The sequence below is a fragment of the Paenibacillus sp. CB74 genome, from assembly GCF_055687625.1.
On record NZ_CM146009.1, the window covers coordinates 2,146,291 to 2,165,195 of the forward strand.

Consider the following 18,905-nt stretch of genomic DNA (forward strand, 5'->3'; position numbering starts at 1 on the left):
TATCAAGTGTAAATATTCTATACTTCAATTTATATGGATTAAGAGTGACTATATTGCACCTGATGAAGACGGCTGTATATGCCTCCAGCGGCGACCAATTCCTCATGGTTACCCTGTTCAGCGATACCATCTGTGTTCACTACAATGATTCGATCCGCGTTCTTGATCGTTGTCAATCGGTGTGCGATCACAAGGGTCGTTCTACCCACCGACAATTCAGCGAGTGATTGCTGAATAAGTGCTTCCGTTTCCGTATCCAGTGCAGACGTTGCCTCATCCAGAATAAGAATGGGTGGATTTTTCAAGAACATACGAGCAATGGATAACCGTTGCTTCTGTCCTCCGGATAGCTTGACTCCACGCTCGCCAATGACCGTATCCATACCGTCCGGCAACGTAAGAATCAATTCCTCCAATGAGGCACGGCGAGCGGCATCCCAGATCTGTTCGTCCGTTGCACTCAGGTCACCATAAGCAATATTCTCCTTAATGGTACCCGAGAACAAAAATACATCCTGTTGAACGATCCCGATATGCTTACGCAACGATTGAAGCTTAACATCCCGAATGTCCACTCCATCTACAGTGATTCGTCCCTCTTCTACCTCATAGAATCGAGGAAGCAGGCTGCAGATGGTTGTCTTACCTGCGCCTGACGGGCCAACAAAAGCAACGGTTTCCCCTGGTCGAACAGTCAGACTGATATCATTTAAAATACGGCGACTGGATTCATATCCAAACGAGACGTTCTCAAAACGAATATCACCCTTCACACTTTCGAATTCCACGGCGTTTTTGTTATCCGCAATTTCAGGTTCTGTATCAATGATCTCCAGATAACGCTTGAAACCAGCGATGCCCTTTGGATAACTTTCGATGACTGCGTTAATCTTCTCGATAGGACGGAAGAAGATATTCGATAGCAGCAGGAAGGCCATAAAATCACCCATATTAATTCTGCCATCAATATAAAACCAAGCCCCGCTGATCATGACAAATACCGTAACCAGTCGCATCATCATATAACTGACTGAGTTACTTTTTGCCATCGTTTTGTAGGCAAGCAGCTTGGTTTTACGGAAATTCTGATTGTCTACAGCAAAAAGCTCTTTTTCGTGTTCTTCGTTGGCGAACGATTGCACAACTCGCATGCCTCCGACATTGTCCTCAATGCGCGCATTGAAATTGCCGACGTCTCCGAAGAGTCTTCGATACGTCTTCGTCATACGGCCACCGAATACGATAATGACCCAAGCCATAATTGGGATAATGATAAAGGTTAGGAGCGCAAGCTCAAGATTAATGTTAGCCATCAGCCAGAATGATCCGATTAATGTCATCACTGCAATGAACACATCTTCGGGTCCATGGTGAGCAACCTCGCCGATATCGTTCAGATCATTCGTAAGATGACCAATCAAATGACCTGTTTTGCGATTATCGAAGAACCGGAAAGACAGCTTCTGCAAGTGAGCGAACATCTTCTCACGCATGTTGGTCTCAATGTTAATGCCCAGCATATGTCCCCAGTATGTAACGACATAGTTCAATACCGTATTAAGTGCATAGATGGATAACAGCACAATACAGGCAAGCAAAATAAGAGGCCAATCCTGACCCGGCAACAACTCATTAATGAATTTGCTGACGGCAAGGGGGAAAGCCAACTCCAGAAGACCTGCGAGTACAGCACATCCAAAATCAATCAAAAACAGTTTTTTATAAGGACGATAATACGAAAAAAAACGACGAATCATACTTATTCACTCTCACTCTCCAGATTCTTATTGGGACCTACATCTTCATTTTGCAGTTCGAAAAGATGGACATACTCGTCGATGACCTGATCAATGGCTTTCAACTCCCCACTGATTATTGGGCGAATATGTTCATACTCCTCCTGACCAAGTTGTCTGGCGAGCGTTGTTCTTCGATTCTGCATCTGTTCCAGAAATACAAGAATCCGGCCGCGACGGAAGGTTTGCGCACCATGGCCCCGTTTCCCCTGATGTTCACCATGTCCTCTGCCACGTCTGGAATGCTCTCCACGTTGCTCGCTGTCACCCACATCACGTCTCGGACGTTCACCTTGACGTACACTTCCATCCGATTCTTCGATCTGTCGATCTCTCATCCTGCCACCTCCATTACGTGTATACATATGTATACAACGCATTCATGTATACGATTGTATACGCGGCGACAAGGAGTGTCAACCTTAATTTTCCAATAAAGTAACTACGTATGTATGTTCATCACCTCTTTCAATAGAAAAAAGCCGCGATTTCGCGGCTTCTTTTGTTGACACACTCTACTCTATTTCACTCATAAACTTCCTATATTCTTGAACCATTTCTTTGGATCGGGTGTGATGCAAATAATGATCTCCCTCGAAAGTCCTCACTTTTCCATGCACTGAATCTTTGACTTGCTCTTCATGCAAGGGTATCCATCCTTCCGTTTCAGTATCATTCGCTTGTAAGAAGAAAATCAACGGAAGATCTTTGGGGAAGGTCAGGTTCTCCGCTGCTTTGAAGTTAGGACCAAAGTTTTCGCCTTCATTCAGATTGTTCGGATTAAACGTATTTTTGAGTGAAAGGATTCGAATTTGTTCTCTGGTTTCATCATCAACATCGGGTGCAATCAGTTGATCAGGGGCCAGTTTCATTAACAATCGGTAGAATCCTGATTTTTTAAGCAGTTTGTACGTTTCAGTTGGGAATGGATCATCGTTACCTCCCTGCGTTGGGACACTGCTCTCGATGCCGACAAAGGAAGTTACTTCGTTTGCATATTTGTTCACATAATCCAGTCCGTATATTCCTGAAATGGAGTGAGCCATGAGCGTATAACGATGAATACCAAGTTGCTGTAACGCTTCATGAATTTCACTAACCATATTTTCCGTAGTACGCTCTTTTTCAGTAATGTCACTTAATCCATAACCGAAAGGTTCAATGACAACGACTTTGTAAAATGGAGATAGCTGATCGATGAGCGGTTTGAAATCAAGGGCTGGGGCGGGTGTTCCATACCCAGGAAGTAATACCACCGTTTCTTTGCCTTTTCCTTGAATCAACACATTCATGTTTTTCCCGTCAACCGCTACAAACTGGCCGTATGATTTTATTTTCCCTTCCTCCGATTTGTTGCTAAATACATTAACAATAAAGACAGTTGCAATAAATAATGCAAAAGCGATAACGATCGCTCCGAATATTTTGAGCAAAATGATTAATATTTTTTTCATCATGATGGTTCTCTCCTGTTGAGTTCATTTACTTTTTTAGTGAAATTTCAAATTTGGCGCCAGCCTCACCTGCAAATACAATACGGCCGTTTTCGGGTAAAACAACAACATTATTACCGCTGACTACGCTGTGATTAATACAAACTCCGTTCTGATCATAGATAGCGAAGGCTCCATTTGCAGGTAACTTCACTGTCATGACTTTTCCTTTCGCAGTAGCGGGTACCGAAAACCATTTGGCATATCCATCTGCTTGAATCGTTGTTGCGGATTGTTTACCGGAATAGATTGGTTTTACCAATTCCTCACTGACGAATACATAACCTGAAAATGTAAGATACTCTCCATCGTTCTTTTTGAAGAAATGAATGTCCATTGGTTCTCGTCCGGCACTACCCGGAATCTGCAATTGATTGGCTGCTTCGTCTGCTCCAATAATCTTATTATTGGACATATACCCTGGATTCTCTTTATTCATATAAATAGGCACGATCGATGTAGCATTAAGATAAAACATGGATGTGTATTTCGCATTCACCAGATAATATTTTTTACCATCACGCTTTGCCCATGCATCGTTAATCTCCTTGGGTAATGTATTGGCTTCCAGCTTCTCCGCTTTATATTCTGAGAGAGCCACCTGTCCGAGTCCTGGAACGGAGATATAAGATCGAGACCACAGGTAGGTATTCCCATTTTTCTCCACAACGAATTTCAACTTTTCTGTACCATCATCACTCACAAAAGTACCATCTGATGTATAGGTGTATTCTTGAACCGGATGACTTGGAGACGTGAGAGAGGAGACCGTCATTTGTCCAGCCGTATTTATTTTGATCTTCGTCACTGAATTATTGCCACCATAATTCCCTGCAAACTTGGAGATTTCTTTAGGCATATCAGCCTTCACAGGTACACCAAATGATTTTTCCGGTTTCCGTTCTTTAATCATGCCCTTTTCTTCAAGTGCGCTAAGTAATAACTCACTCGCAATGAATTGATCGGTTACGCTTGACCCGTCTGAAGAGATCACGGCTGCAGCCATGTTGTATTCCGGAAGTACGACGAGTGAAGAATGATAAGATAACGTATCTCCACCTTTCGTAACAGCCTTGATGCCGTACTCACTGAATGGGAACAAGTCCACACTATCCCACCCTAATCCGTACGACATAGAAGAATCACTATCCTTTGGCCACATGCCTCTTCTGTATTCTTTTTGCTCCATGGCTTCTACCGACTTGTTGGAAAGAATCCCTTTGACCTCTCCTGTGAAGATTTGCGAAAATTTCACCAGATCCTTAGCGGTGGAATATATGCCTCCTGAAGCAATGATATTATAATTCTCTTTTGGAAGTTGTGCCTCATAAAAAGGGGAATAGATTCCCGCCATTTCTTCCGGATTAACTATATCCTGTGGTGTTTTGGTATGATTCATTTTCAGAGGCTCTGTAATATATTTGTGTATAAATGCCGTAAAGCTCATACCAGTGACTCTCTCAACCAGAATTTCAGCTAATGTAAATCCATCGTTAGAGTACACCGAATACGCACCTGGCTCTGCCATCAGATTCTGGGTCGCCAATTGATCCAAAAAGGTATCATGTGCAATGGTATCATTGTCCCCATACAGTATAGCACTACCGTTAGAAGCTCCGGGAAGCCCGGCCGAATGATTCAGCAACATACGGGGTGTAATCTGTTTGTGTCGATTATCTTTCATTGTAAAATCAGGCATATAGTTCACAACAGGCTCATCCAAATCGATCTTGCCTTCATCCACCAGCTTCATCACTGAAGTTGTAAGAAACATTTTACTGGTTGACCCTATGCCATAGATCGTGTTCGTAGTAAGAGGTACCTTGTCGTTTAGATCGTTCTTCCCCGTTTGACCGGACACCGTAATCTCTCCACCATCAATGAGCGCATATTGCAGACTCGTCGTACCGTACGTCTCCGTCAGCAATTTAGCTTTTTCGATTACGGTTTTCTTTGTTGTCTCATACGTAAGGTTAATGGTGTTATTCGTGGCAGCCGGTGCAGCCATTGCAGATAGCGGGGCAAGTATCGTCAGCATGAGAGTCACAGCAGCTATAGTATTTCTCTTTCTTGCTCTCCTCACACTCATCTCCAGTTTTGTTACCTCTCTTGGTTTCATTCTTGCATCTACTCCTGTCTTCATCATTGTGTTAAGCCACCATAACGTGGGCGCTAAACACAATATAACAAACCAAGATGTCCCCCTAATGACTACAACATGAACGGAGGATGAACAGGCAAAAAAAGTTTGCATCATTATACGCAAGGAGGTTTATACAGGGTGTCATAGCCTAGTGAAGGCATAAAATTCAATCACTCTGTGGGTGTTGTAATTGGCAAGATGACGATGAAGGTCGTTCCTCGTCCATATTCGCTCTCCACCCGGATGTCCCCTTGATGAAGCGAGATGATCTGCTTTACAATAGCTAGTCCCATACCGCTTCCTTCATATTTCTGACTGTGGGAACGATCTGCTTTAAAGAAGCGGTCAAATATACGCTTTTGGTCTTCCGGGAGAATACCAATACCCGAATCCGATATGCGTATATCCACGTTCTTGATATTCTGTTTGATCGTGACGTTAATTCGGGCACCATCTTCGGAAAATTTGATGGCATTGCCGAAGATATTGATCCACACCTGATTTAACTGATCATAATCGGCCGTGATTTGGGTGGGCTGCAAATCAAGATCGATCTGAATGTTACGGGCCGACCATTGGGGTTGAATAGCGACAATTACTCGTCTGATCTGTTCATCCAGACTGAGCGTGGCCAGCCGCATTTGCAATGATTGAGATTCAAGCAAACTCAGCTTTAGCAGACTATCACTTATTTTGGACATTCGTGCAGTTTCAGTGATGATAATGTCGAGATAATCGCTTTTTTCGTCATCCGGGAGGTCTACCTGCTTGAGCGCTATAGCAAAACCGGAAATGGAAGTGAGCGGAGACTGAACTTCATGGGACACGTTTGCTACAAATTCCCTGCGCATCTGCTCAAGCTGCTTTAGATCGTGCATCATTTCTTCAAAGCTGCGAGCCAAAGTACCTATCTCACCCTTTTGTTTAATATTAAGCTTGACGTTGAAATCTCCAGCAGCTATAAGCCGGGTCGCTTTTGTCAATTTTTTGATCGGTCTTACCAGAAAAATAGCCGCAATTAGTATCAATAGGCTTCCTGCTAACAACGAACAAATCAAAAAGGTTACAACAAATTTGATAAGAAATGAGGTGGAAGAGGAAGTGAGGGGCTCTACAAACATTGCTATGCTTCCCATTTCAGTTTTTATCGGCAATCCCAAGAAGATCGTATCGATTCCATTAACTTGGACTCTTCCTCCATCCAGCACTTTCTTCAATTGTTCTGTAGTCACTAGGAAAGGATGTTGTCCTTTAAGTTCTCTATAGGATTGAAACGGACCCGTTGCTTTATAGATTCGGATGTGGTAAGAGTTGAGTTGTTTCATTTCACTTATAAACATTTCTGCTTCGCGTAGAGGCAATGTCTCGTAGATGCGGACGATATCCTGTCCAAAGTCAAGCAAGGAAGCTTGTATGTTTTCGTTTAATTTATCTTGAAATATCCAGGTTGTAGCAAGAAAAGAAAGGATGGTGCCCCCGGTCACGGAGACCAAAAAGGTCAGGACTACACGTGTATAGAGGGAGCCGGTCACTCCTGCACCTCTAGCCGGTAGCCAAGTCCCCGCACCGTTTCGATACGAAAATCGGAGATATCGGTAAAACGTTCGCGTAGACGTTTAATATGCACGTCTATCGTTCGATCATCGCCAGTATAATTAATTCCCCAAACTTGATCGATTAGTTGCTCCCGCGTATAGACTTGTCCCGGTAATCCAGCAAGTTTATACAATAATTCGAACTCTTTAAGCGGCAAGGTGAACGACTCTGTACCCCTCAGGACCTTATAAGTCTGCCGGTTCAGAATAACGTTTCCTAATTGGATGGTCTGCGTTAAACCTATACGGTATCGTTTCAACAGTGCCTTGACGCGAGCCATCAACTCAAGCGGATCGAATGGCTTCGTCATATAATCATCTGTCCCGAGCTGAAATGCTTGTACTTTCTCCCAGGTCTCGTTTCTTGCCGTCAACATGAGTAACGGAAGATCCGGATTGGCTCTTCGAAGTTCCTCGCATAATGCCCAACCGTCCATGACTGGCATCATAATATCAAGAATAACCAAATCGACTGGCGTGGAGGTATAGATAGCCAGGGCTTCCTTTCCGTCTACGGCGTTGATGGTAGTAAATCCGTCGTTGCGCAAAAATAAACAGACGAGTTTGCGAATGTTCGCATCGTCGTCAGCAACTAATATCGTAGGCATCGTTTCCACTCTCCGAAAAAAGAATATAAATATATCTTCTTCAATTGAACAAAAGCAGCCGATTACTTTGATCGGCTGCCTTCTTAGTTTCGTTAAACATGCTACCTTACTAGAATTCATCTATTTCAATGAAATTTCAAATGTGGAACCAACGTCACCTGCAAATACAATGCGACCGTTTTCCGGTAAAACAACCTCATTCTTACCGCTGACCACGGTGTGATTAATACAAATACCCTTTTGATCATATACGGCAAAGGCACCATTTGAAGGCAGTTTAACGGTCATGACTTTTCCATTCACCGTTGATGGTATAGAAAACCATTTGGCGTAACCGTCTGATTGAATCGTTGTTACAGATTGTTTGCCCGAATAGAGTGATTGTACGATTTCCTCACTGGCGTATATGCTACCTACAGCTGTAATGTACTCTACTCCATTCTTTTCAGCGAAATAAATTTCCTTTGAATCCCGTCCTGCCATACCAGGGATTTGAAGATCCGTGACTGCTTTGTTGGCTCCAATAATCTTACTATTGGTCATATACCCTGGGGTCTCTTCATTCATATGGAAAGAAAGGATTGGTGATGAATGGAGATATACAGTTGATGTATACTTCTGATTCACCACGTAGTATCTCTTACCTTCACGCTGCTCCCATGAGGCAGTAATATCTTGGGATAATTCATTGGCTTCCAGCTTCTCCGCCGTATATTCGGAGAACGCCAACTGTCCCAGTCCCGGCATGGATATATAAGATCGAGACCATAGATATGTCCTTCCATTCTGCTCTGTAACGAATTTCAGCTTTTCTGTGCCTTTATCGTTAACAAACGTACCATCCGCTGTATATGTGTATTCTTGAGCCGAATTATTTGGAGCTGTTAGCGCGGATACAGTCATTTTTCCAGCATAATTCATTTCGATCTTCTTCACCGAATTATTAGAACCGTATATACCCGCATACGTGGATATTTCTTTAGGCATATCTGCCTTCACTGGTACGCCAAACGATTTTTCCGGCTTTCGTTCTGTAATAATGCCCTTTTCCTCAAGTGCACTGAGTAATAATTCACTTGCAATAAACTGATCTCTGGCACTCGTTCCCCCTGATGAGGTAACGGCTGCAGCCAGATTGTATTTTGGCAGTACAATTAATGAGGAGTGATACGATATGGTATCCCCACCTTTGGTAATAGCTTTGATGCCATATTCACTGAATGGGTACAAATGTACACTATCCCACCCTAACCCGTAAGATATAGACGTGTCGCTATCCTCCGGCCACATACCTCTTTTGTATTCTTCCTGCGCCATGGCTTCTACCGACTTATTGGAAAGAATGCCATCGACTTCTCCCGTGAAGATTTGTGAAAATTTCACCAGATCCTCAGCAGTGGAATAGATGCCTCCAGTAGCAATGATATTATAATTCTCTTGAGGAAGCTGGCCTTCAACCAAAGGAGAATAGATTCCCGCCATTGCTGCCGGATTAACGACATCCTGCGGTGTTTTGGTATGTTTCATGTCCAGGGGCTCTGTAATATATTTGTGTATAAATGCAGTAAAGCCCATGCCGCTCACTCTTTCAACTAGAATCTCGGCTAACGTAAAACTATCGTTACTATACACCGAGTACGCGCCAGGATCAGACTTCAGGTGTTGGTTCGCCAATTGCTCCAGAAACGTGTCATGTGAATACGTGTCATTATCCCCGTATAATGTAGCATTGCTACCGGAGCTGCCCAGCAGACCAGCGGAATGATTCAACAACATACGTGGTGTGATTAATGTGTATCGGTTATCTTTCATCTTAAAATCAGGTAAATAGTTCACAATTGGCACATCCAAATCGATCTTGCCATCATCAACAAGCTTCATAACAGAAGCTGTAAGAAACATTTTACTTGTTGAGCCGATGCCGTAGATTGTATCTGAAGTAAGCGGTACTTTATCCTCTATATCGTTCTTGCCCGTTTGACCGGACACCACAATCTCTCCAGCATCGATTAATGCATATTGTACACTGGTCGTACCGTACGTCTCAGTTAGGATCTTCGCTTTCTCCGCTACTATTTTCTTGGTTGGTTCATACGTTAAATCGCTGTTGTTACTCGTAGCTGGTGCAGCCATGACTGACATTGGAGCTAACATCATTAACACCAGAGTTAAGGCGGTGATTGAAGTTCGTTTTCCCGTTTGTCGTCCCATTCACATCATCTCCTGAGTTTAAATTAGAGTTCTTTCGGATCAACAAATTTCACCTCTGGGTAGATGTCGCTCGGCCCCTGAATCAGGTTTCCACCCGTTCCTTTCAATTGTTTGTTAAAGAAATCGAGTACATATTGATTTACGATATTTGAACCTCTTTTACCATTGATCTCTCCTGTGATCCCGGACAGTTTAATCAGTTCTGAATAAAATTGAAGATCCGTGAAATTGAAGTGCTGGGTTCCTTCTATATAAATTACATTTCCCCCATGTTCAATAACATTTTTCATAATGTGCAGCTCATCTGAAAGAAACTTAGTTACTTCGTCATCCGAATTTCTGTCCTTTTCAAAATTGGCTAACCAGTCTTCAAAATTTCCCGATCTGATAAACATAAACGGCTTGTTTATATCATCTCTATCTTCTACTTCATTCAGTGACCCATCCATATTAACCGCGGCCTTGATTCGATGATCCAAATACGTTGCATTAAACGCCGTTGCACCCCCAAAAGAATGCCCCATCGCACCGATGTTATCTACATCGATTTTTCCTTTAAACTGACTTTCAATTGCACCTGAATTCAGCTTTTCAATTTGATCAATTACAAACTCCACGTCTTTTGTCCATATATCGCCAACTTCTCTGCGGTCATCTATGGTTGTCATCTTTGTTGTATACCCCGTTACACGACCATCAGGAAAGAGGGTAGCAAACGTGCTGTACGTATGATCGATTGTCACTACGATAAACCCATGACTGGCCAGATTCTCCGCCTGTGATGCCTGTAGAACTCTACTGGTTCCCATACCATGAGATAGCAGCACCACAGGATAAGGACTTGCCGAAGGTAATATTTCTACATTTTCATAAGAGTTGCTATGACTATATTTCCAGTAGTCGAGCACAAATTCAGGCAGTTTCAAAGAAGCAGAGAAGCTCTGAATATACGTTTTGAACATTTCTTTATTATTTGGAAACAGCGTGTCACGTTTCTTGTTACTAATGTTTTCAGTAGGGTACCAGACTTGAACCATTAACTCCCTCTTATCGGTTTGATCTTCAGTCAAGATTTCATCTCTGTTCTGATCTGTAAAATGGAAGGTTTGAGTACCTACTTTCTCTGGACCCTCGGGCTTCGGCAAATCAAAGACAGGTAAGTATACCGACAAGAGGGTAGAAGCAACAAGCAGAATGACGATTAGGGAAGATAAACTATACTTCAATACCTTTCCTATTTTTAGATGGATCATCTTGTCGGAATGCCGGAGTAAAACAATAAACATGAATAGTGCCGTCATGATATATACCAAAAGCAACTGCCATCTGTATCCCTCAACCAATAAATGAGCTACGAGTATGACACTGCTTCCTATACCTATACCTAGGCCTGTTTTCTTTGCACTTCTTTTAATAAATAGTAAGTCTGCGAGTAAAGCGAAGCAGGATAGAACTAAAAGTATCTCAAATAATCTCATTTGTATTTCCTCTCTCTCATCACAGCAACGTCCGGATTGACCATGTTGTAGAAACCGCCACACAGGACGGTTTTTCATATTCGTTCATATAGATTCGTTCATACAGATCTGTTATTCAAAGGTTGTACGTTTACCCCTATTTATTTCGCTTCAGCCATAAAAGCTCTAACATCTTCAGCAATTTTTTTGAATTGCGTATGATGTAAATAATGGGAACCATCCATTGGAATTACTTTCCCATGAACCGAGTCTTTGATCTGTCCTTCATGCAAGGGGATCCATCCTTCTACCCCTTCATTATTCGCTTGTACAAAGAGCAGAAGTGGAAGATTTTTAGGAAAGCTTAAACCTTGAGCACCTTTAAAATTGGTATAAATATGGTCCATCTCGTTTAATGAGGTGGGATTGTACATGTTTTTATTCGAAATCATTCTCATCTGCTCAACCGTTTGTTCATCGAATGCCAGTCCCTCATAGGGATCTGCACCCACTTTCATCATTAATCTCAAGAGACCTGTATTTCTAAGAAGAGCAAACGTTTTTAAGGGGAACTTTGCATCTGTAATACTTGGTTGGGTGGATACACTGCTATCAATACCGACAAAGGCAGTTACCTCATCCGGATATTTGTTCACATAATCAATGCCGTAAATGCCCGCTATAGAGTGACCCATGAGCATGTACTGCTGAATATCAAGTTGCTGCAGAGCTTCATGAATTTCACTTACGATATTCTCCGTGGTTCTTTCTTTTTCAGTTTCATCACTTAATCCATAACCGAATGGCTCAACAGCAACCACTTTGTAATATGGTGATAATTGATCAATAAGCAACTTGAAATCAAGCACTGGTGTTGCTGTTCCATAACCAGGCAGAAGCACAATCGTTTCCTTGCCTTCACCTTGAATGAGCACATTCATATTTTTTCCATCTACAGAAACATGCTGACCGTAAGACTCAATCTTTTTCGCCTCAGAATTACTGCTGATTACATTGGTGATATAAACAATACCTAGAAACAGAACAATGGCAATTAAGATTGCTCCTAGTATTTTAAGTATAATATTTCGTACCTTCTTGACCCTGGTTCTATTCTTGGTTTTCTTGCCTTCTGGTTGTGTCACGCTAATCTTCTCCTGTCCTGAACTGGTAGTTGGGTATTCTTCTTTGCCGCTAATGAAACTTTATCCAATGCACATGTACTCTCCGTGACGACAATATGAACTGAATATGAACAAGTAAAGAAATGTTATGACGTGACGGAGCAGGCGCTTATTCTAATGGATAATGGGGTTATTGAGATCCTCCCATAAACTCCCTGAACTGTGCAGCGATTTCTTTGGCATGGGAACGGTATAGATAATGATTTGCTTCCAGAAGCACCATTTCACCACGCGCAGAGTTCTCTATTAACTTCTCGTGTTCGGGAACCCAATTGTCCACTGCAGGATGATTCTTTTGAACAAAGAAAAGAACCGGGAGATCAACTGGGAACGTTAACTGTTCAGCTGCTTTAAAATTGGAATACATGCTTACAATTTCGTTTAACTGAGTTGAATTAAACATGTTCTTTTGTATCAAAATGTTCAATTGTTCTTTGGTTTGTTCATCATACGGAAGCCCAGCATATGGATCATCACTCAATTTCAATTGCAAACGTGGGAAACCCAAGTTACGGTACCATTTAATCGGTACGATTTCTGATGCTTCAACCTTCTGTTCACTAATCGCTGGAACACTGGTGTCCAGCCCAACGTATGCACTTACTTCATCAGCATATTTGTTCACATAATCCAGACTATAGATCCCCGATATGGAATGACCCATGAGAATATACCGATCAATACGAAGATTTTGCAGCGCTTCATGTATTTCGCTTACGATATTTGCTGTACTGCGTTCCCTTTCGGTATGATCACTTAATCCATAACCAAAAGGTTCCACCACGACGACTCTATAATATGGGGTTAACTCCGAGATAAGTGGCTTAAAATCTAGTGCAGGTGACGCTGTTCCAAAACCCGGCAAAAGCACAATCGTTTCCTCGCCTTCACCTTGAATGAACACATTCATATTTTTCCCATCCACGGAAACATGTTGACCATATGGCTCCATTCTTTTTTGCTCTGAATAACTACTGATTTTGTTAACCGTATATACGGTAGCTACAAAAAGTAAAATTACTAAAATGATTGCGGCAAGCACTTTTAACAAAATGCTTAACACTTTTTTTGTTTTGCTCTTACTCCGCACGCTTTTGTCTACTTGTTGATTCACATTCATCTGCTCCTGTCCTCATCTGTGTATTGGCCTAAGAGGCCGTTAATGCAAGCCTAACCAACAAAGATGTACTCTCCGTGACCGGAATATGAACGGAATATGAACAAGCAAAAAAACCATGTGTAACATGCAAGGAAACATGCATGTTACACATGGTATGAAAATCCGGTATTCAATCATCCGATTTTAATTCTTTGGCCTATCCTGCGAGCCTAACTATCCGTTGGTGGATGGATGGGCAACGTGATGACAAAGGACGTCCCTTGACCAGGTTCACTTTCCACTCGAATGTCACCCTGATGAAGCGATACGATCTGTTTAACGATAGCAAGTCCCATACCACTGCCGTCATATTTACGACTGTGGGAACGATCCGCCTTGAAAAAGCGCTCGAATATACGCTTCTGGTCTTCAAGGGGAATACCGATGCCCGTGTCGGACATTCGGATAGTCACATTTTTGATATCCTCTTCGATACTGACTTTAATCATGCCGCCATCATTGGAAAACTTGATGCTGTTTCCCAGAATGTTCGTCCATACCTGATTTAACTGATCGTGATCAGCCGTCACCTTTACATTCTCCAAATCAAGCTCGAAATGAATATTGCGCGCAGACCATTGCGGCTGGAGTGCCACGATAACCCTTCGGATCTGTTCATCCAGACTTAAAGTATTGAGCCGAAGTTGCTGTGACTGCGATTCAAGCAAACTCAGCTTGAGCAGGCTGTCGCTCATTTTGGACATTCGCTTGGCTTCAGCAATAATAATATCCAGATAACGGTTCCGCTCTTGTTCTGAGAGGTTTACCTGCTTCAGTGCCGAAGCGTAACCGGATATCGAGGTGAGTGGAGACTGAACCTCGTGCGAAACATTCGTAACGAATTCCCTGCGCATCTGCTCCAACTGCTGCAGATCGTGCATCATCTCTTCAAAACTGCGAGCCAACGTACCTATCTCAGTCTTTTGCGTGATGTTCAGCTTGACATTGAAATCTCCAGCTGCAATCCGTTTGGTCGCTTTGGTCAATTTCTTGATTGGTCTAACCAGGTATACAGAAGCAATCAGAATCAGCAGACTTCCTGCAATCAACGAACAGCTTGCAAAGATTAAGCCAAACTGCACTACAAAAGAGGCGGAGGGCGGTGCGAGGGTTTCCAAAAACATCGCTTTTGTGCCCATTTCCGTCTTGATCGGTAACCCCAAAAGAACAGTAGCGATCCCCTTGGGTGTGTCTTGAACAACCCCTCCATCTAACACTTTTTTAAGTTGCTCTTTCGATACAGCAGCTGATTTATGTCCATTAAGCTTCCCATAAGTCTGGAGCTTGCCCGTTGCATCATAAATTCGAATATGATATGAATCAAGCTGTTTCATATTGCTAACGAATAATTCTGCTTCATCCAGAGGCATCGTCTTATATATCTGCACTACGTCTTGGCCAAAGTTGCGTATGTTAATTCGGGCATTTTCGTTCAATTTATCTTCGAATATCCAGGTTGACATAAAAAAAGAAATAACTGTACCAGCGATGACAGAGATCAGAAAGGTGAGCACCACACGAATGTATAATGATCTGATCATTCATGGACCTCAAGTCTGTATCCTAGCCCACGCACCGTTTCAATCCGAAAATCAGGTGTCGTCGCGAATCGTTCACGCAGGCGCTTAATATGTACGTCTATCGTTCGATCATCTCCGGCGTAATCAATACCCCATATCTGATCGATCAACTGCTCACGTGTATAGACCTGGCCTGGTGTTCCAGCAAGCTTATATAGCAATTCGAATTCCTTCAGTGGTAAAGTAAGCGATTCTGTACCTCTCGTCACCTTATACGTCTGACGATCCAGAATGACATTGCCAAACTGGATTGTGTGTGTGGAGCCAATTTTATATCTTTTCAGTAATGCTCGGACACGTGCGGTAAGCTCCAATGGATCAAACGGTTTCGTCAAATAATCATCCGTACCCAATTCGAATCCTTTTACCTTCTCCCAAGTCTCTCCTCTCGCCGTCAGCATGAGTAACGGGAGATCCGGATTGGCTCTGCGGAGTTCCTTGCATAATGCCCAGCCGTCCATAACAGGCATCATAATATCAAGCACGACCAGATCCACTGGCGTCTCGCCGTACACGGTGAGAGCTTCCTTACCGTCCGCAGCTTCCACCGTCGTGAATCCATCGTTTTTGAGAAAGAGACAGACGAGTTCGCGAATGTTCGGATCGTCGTCCGCAACGAGTATAGTAGCCATAGATTTTTCTGTCCTCTCCGATACGTTTGAATATATGGTTCAAATTATAGTTAATTCTGATACATCCTGCTCATTGTATATCCACAGCAAACATCGTATGCTCCTTTAACGTTCCCTGGATCGGGACAGACTGTGACCCGCACGCTGTGAATCCTGCCTTTTGAAGTACACGGATGGAACCTGTATTATCAGGTACCGCTCCAGCCTCGATGCGTGTAATTTCAGTTTCATGTTTGGCAAATTCCAGCACACATTGCAGGGCTTCGCTCATATACCCTTTTCCTTGATGCAGCACATCCGTCACATAACCTACGATCCATTTGGGGGTTGAATCCATTATGATCTTGAACAATGAAATTTCACCCACAAGTTCATCCGTTGTATGTAGAAAAATACCGAAGGAATAGCGAATTCCTTCTTCTCTTTTCTTGTCCCAGCTCTCAATGAGTTCCCTTTGCTTTTCCAAGCTGTAGTAAGAGTCATCCCGATGACTTGCAGAGGTTCTCTCAATTGCCTCACGATTTCGAACCTGAAGATCCAGAAGCAATGAGGTATCCTCCACCTTCCAAAATCTCACATATATACGTTCTGCACTATATTTCATTACATTAGTCCTCCTCTGTTATGTATGAGTCGATGGCCTGCATTTTCCCTGTCATATCCCCCCGTTTGCTGTCATTGTTCAGTGAATTGTAGTTTGATTATATCAGGTCATTATAAGAGTATGAACGGATCAATGAGAATTGTTTCGCCAGAAAATGCGGAGAATAAGGCATGTCGTTACGCAGCCATGCAACAATGGTACCAATTAAAGCAGACGAACCATACCAGATGGCGATTTCCTTGTGAATGCCGGAATCCTCCAGCACATCTTCCATTTCGGCTCGATCTATCTTAGCTTTGACCAAGGTACTTAACAGCTTCAGGAGTCGTTCTGTGAAAATGGGTGTGCGCTTCGTGGCAAGTACCACCTGATAGAATGAGGCGTTCTCTGCAAAATGCTCCAGTAACTTGACCAGAACTGGCCAGGCTTCTTCTGTTCTTTGTTTCTCAAAATGAGGGGCATATTCCTCCACGATCCGTTCAATATGCTCAATCATCTCATCAGCCATCTTCTCCATCATATCCGTAATATCCCGATAGTGCAGATAGAAGGTTACCCGATTGATCGTCGCTCGTTCGGCAATTTTGTTCACTGACAATTTCTCAATATCCATTTCCTGCAGCAACTCCACAAACGCACCTCGAATTAACTGACGTGTTCGCAATATTCTTGGGTCCACAGGCGATTTCTTCTCATCTTTCACGTGTATCCCTCCTTCAAATTTGGAACATTACAATTTTAAACAATCAGTCGTTTATTTTCGATTTACACAACAATATCATAACATTTGTAAAATAAACGACGAAAACACCTCATAACGTAAATTGTAATCTGTCCGAATATGTATATAATTCAATAAATACAATGTAAACTATACAACACGTTGTAAATTTAGTCACGTTTGGATTGAAAGGATGAAAAGGATTGAGTCAGGTTAAGTTACAAGATGAATCTTCCGTAAAGAAAGGCCCTATTCTGTTTATCATGATTCTGGGAGCCTTCCTTGCAACGTTGAATCAAACGATCATGAGTGTCGCTACACCGGAACTGATGGGTGATTTTAACATCTCCGCCGCAACAGCACAATGGTTAACGACAGGTTACATGCTGGTAAACGGGGTGCTGATTCCCATTACAGCCTACTTCATGCAACGCTTTTCAACCAAGCAATTATTCCAAGCTTCGATGTTCATTTTTCTAATCGGTACCATCGTATCCGCTCTTGCAACCAACTTCGGCACATTGCTGACAGGTCGCATGATTCAGGCAGCAGGTGCTGGGATTATCATGCCACTCTTGATGCACGTTATTTTGACCTTGTTTGCCCCTGAGAAACGAGGGTCAGCTATGGGTATGGTTGGTTTTGCGATCATTTTCGCTCCTGCCATCGGGCCTACCCTTGCCGGTTATATTCTGGAGAACTACTCTTGGCAAACGATGTTTTATGGCATGATTCCATTAACACTTATTGTCATTGCCTTTGCCTTTGTATACCTGAAGAATGTATCCGAACGGGTCAACACCAAGTTCGATACGATCAGCGTGGTGTTGTCCACCATCGGATTCGGCGCATTGCTGTATGGATTCAGCAGAGCAGGAAGTCTGGGATGGTCAAGTGCAGAAGTACTTATCTGTATTGCTGCTGGTCTTGTTGCACTTGCGCTGTTCACTTGGCGTCAGCTCGTTTCGGAAGATCCATTGCTTGATCTGCGGGCTTTCAAGTACAACATGTTCTCCCTGACCACGGTCATTAGTATCGCAATTACCATGATCATGTATGCTGACATGATGTTGCTTCCCTTGTACCTCCAGAATGCACGTGGTTACACTGCACTGGAGTCCGGTTTATTACTCCTTCCGGGTGCCCTTGTTATGGGCTTCCTGATGCCTGTAGCCGGAAAATTGTTTGATCGATTTGGAGCAAAATGGCTCGCTGTTATCGGGATGGTTATCACCATTGTGACCACCATTGGTTTCATCGATTTATCGGATTCAACCAGTTATGGTTACCTGGTGTTAATGTCGACCGGCCGCCGAATTGGTATGGCTTTGCTCATGATGCCGATTCAAACTGCTGGGCTTAACCAACTGCCACCAAGACTGGGTGCACACGGTACAGCCATCTCCAACACCGTCAGACAAGTTGCTGGCGCTGTAGGTACTTCATTGCTCGTGAGTGTCATGACCTCACGTACAACAGCACATATAGAGGATATGATGGCAACTGGTGCAGCCAATGGCCTCAGTCAACAACAGTTGGCTACCGAGTCCATGATTCAAGGTATCAATGATGCGTATGTTGTTATCATCGGTATCGCTGTCGTGGGATTGGTTCTTTCCTTCTTTATTAAACGCACCAAACAAGCCAAAGAGGAAGAAGTCAAACAAGTTGTCAGACAAAAGGTTTCGATGAATTCAAATTAAGTTATCCAGCCTCATACTT

At 43.0% G+C, this 18,905-nt stretch carries 15 protein-coding genes; 1 reads left to right on the top strand and 14 read right to left on the bottom strand.

Annotated features, from left to right (window positions below; translation table 11 throughout):
- Positions 1-38 precede the first annotated feature (38 nt).
- The 14 genes from ACX9NY_RS09570 to ACX9NY_RS09635 all read right to left on the bottom strand — a co-directional run bounded on the left by ACX9NY_RS09570 (position 39) and on the right by ACX9NY_RS09635 (position 17,165).
- A complete protein-coding gene (locus ACX9NY_RS09570; protein ID WP_472478342.1) occupies positions 39-1,757 on the bottom strand; it encodes an ABC transporter ATP-binding protein in 1,719 nt (572 codons plus the stop codon).
- Positions 1,758-1,759: 2 nt separating this feature from the next.
- Complete coding sequence (locus ACX9NY_RS09575; protein ID WP_339242468.1) at positions 1,760-2,134, bottom strand: hypothetical protein; 375 nt, start codon at positions 2,132-2,134, stop codon at positions 1,760-1,762.
- Positions 2,135-2,311: 177 nt separating this feature from the next.
- Complete coding sequence (locus tag ACX9NY_RS09580; RefSeq protein WP_472478345.1) at positions 2,312-3,253, bottom strand: alpha/beta hydrolase; 942 nt, start codon at positions 3,251-3,253, stop codon at positions 2,312-2,314.
- A gap of 25 nt (positions 3,254-3,278) precedes the next feature.
- On the bottom strand, positions 3,279-5,408 hold the full coding sequence (locus ACX9NY_RS09585) for a serine hydrolase domain-containing protein (RefSeq protein ID WP_472478347.1): 2,130 nt from the start codon (positions 5,406-5,408) through the stop codon (positions 3,279-3,281).
- 194 nt (positions 5,409-5,602) lie between these two features.
- A complete protein-coding gene (locus ACX9NY_RS09590; RefSeq protein WP_472478349.1) occupies positions 5,603-6,964 on the bottom strand; it encodes a sensor histidine kinase in 1,362 nt (453 codons plus the stop codon).
- On the bottom strand, positions 6,961-7,635 hold the full coding sequence (locus tag ACX9NY_RS09595) for a response regulator transcription factor (protein ID WP_339261019.1): 675 nt from the start codon (positions 7,633-7,635) through the stop codon (positions 6,961-6,963). The genes ACX9NY_RS09590 and ACX9NY_RS09595 overlap by 4 nt, the downstream gene beginning before the upstream one ends.
- A 120-nt stretch (positions 7,636-7,755) precedes the next feature.
- Positions 7,756-9,846 carry a serine hydrolase domain-containing protein gene (locus tag ACX9NY_RS09600; protein ID WP_472478351.1) on the bottom strand — a complete coding sequence of 697 codons (2,091 nt, stop codon included), beginning with the start codon at positions 9,844-9,846 and terminating at the stop codon, positions 7,756-7,758.
- A 23-nt stretch (positions 9,847-9,869) separates the two neighbouring features.
- Positions 9,870-11,324: an alpha/beta hydrolase family protein gene (locus ACX9NY_RS09605; RefSeq protein ID WP_472478353.1), complete on the bottom strand. Its 1,455-nt coding sequence runs from the start codon at positions 11,322-11,324 to the stop codon at positions 9,870-9,872.
- A 140-nt stretch (positions 11,325-11,464) separates the two neighbouring features.
- Positions 11,465-12,448 carry an alpha/beta hydrolase gene (locus ACX9NY_RS09610; RefSeq protein ID WP_339261013.1) on the bottom strand — a complete coding sequence of 328 codons (984 nt, stop codon included), beginning with the start codon at positions 12,446-12,448 and terminating at the stop codon, positions 11,465-11,467.
- 169 nt (positions 12,449-12,617) lie between these two features.
- Complete coding sequence (locus ACX9NY_RS09615) at positions 12,618-13,607, bottom strand: alpha/beta fold hydrolase (protein ID WP_472478355.1); 990 nt, start codon at positions 13,605-13,607, stop codon at positions 12,618-12,620.
- Positions 13,608-13,816: 209 nt separating this feature from the next.
- Complete coding sequence (locus ACX9NY_RS09620) at positions 13,817-15,187, bottom strand: sensor histidine kinase (RefSeq protein WP_339261009.1); 1,371 nt, start codon at positions 15,185-15,187, stop codon at positions 13,817-13,819.
- Positions 15,184-15,858: a response regulator transcription factor gene (locus ACX9NY_RS09625; protein WP_339242454.1), complete on the bottom strand. Its 675-nt coding sequence runs from the start codon at positions 15,856-15,858 to the stop codon at positions 15,184-15,186. The genes ACX9NY_RS09620 and ACX9NY_RS09625 overlap by 4 nt, the downstream gene beginning before the upstream one ends.
- A 70-nt stretch (positions 15,859-15,928) precedes the next feature.
- A complete protein-coding gene (locus ACX9NY_RS09630; protein ID WP_342572960.1) occupies positions 15,929-16,462 on the bottom strand; it encodes a GNAT family N-acetyltransferase in 534 nt (177 codons plus the stop codon).
- A 97-nt stretch (positions 16,463-16,559) separates the two neighbouring features.
- Positions 16,560-17,165: a TetR/AcrR family transcriptional regulator gene (locus ACX9NY_RS09635; protein ID WP_339242450.1), complete on the bottom strand. Its 606-nt coding sequence runs from the start codon at positions 17,163-17,165 to the stop codon at positions 16,560-16,562.
- A gap of 281 nt (positions 17,166-17,446) precedes the next feature.
- Here ACX9NY_RS09635 and ACX9NY_RS09640 point away from each other — a divergent pair, with 281 nt between their 5' ends.
- Complete coding sequence (locus ACX9NY_RS09640; protein WP_339261412.1) at positions 17,447-18,886, top strand: DHA2 family efflux MFS transporter permease subunit; 1,440 nt, start codon at positions 17,447-17,449, stop codon at positions 18,884-18,886.
- The last annotated feature ends 19 nt before the right edge of the window (positions 18,887-18,905 follow it).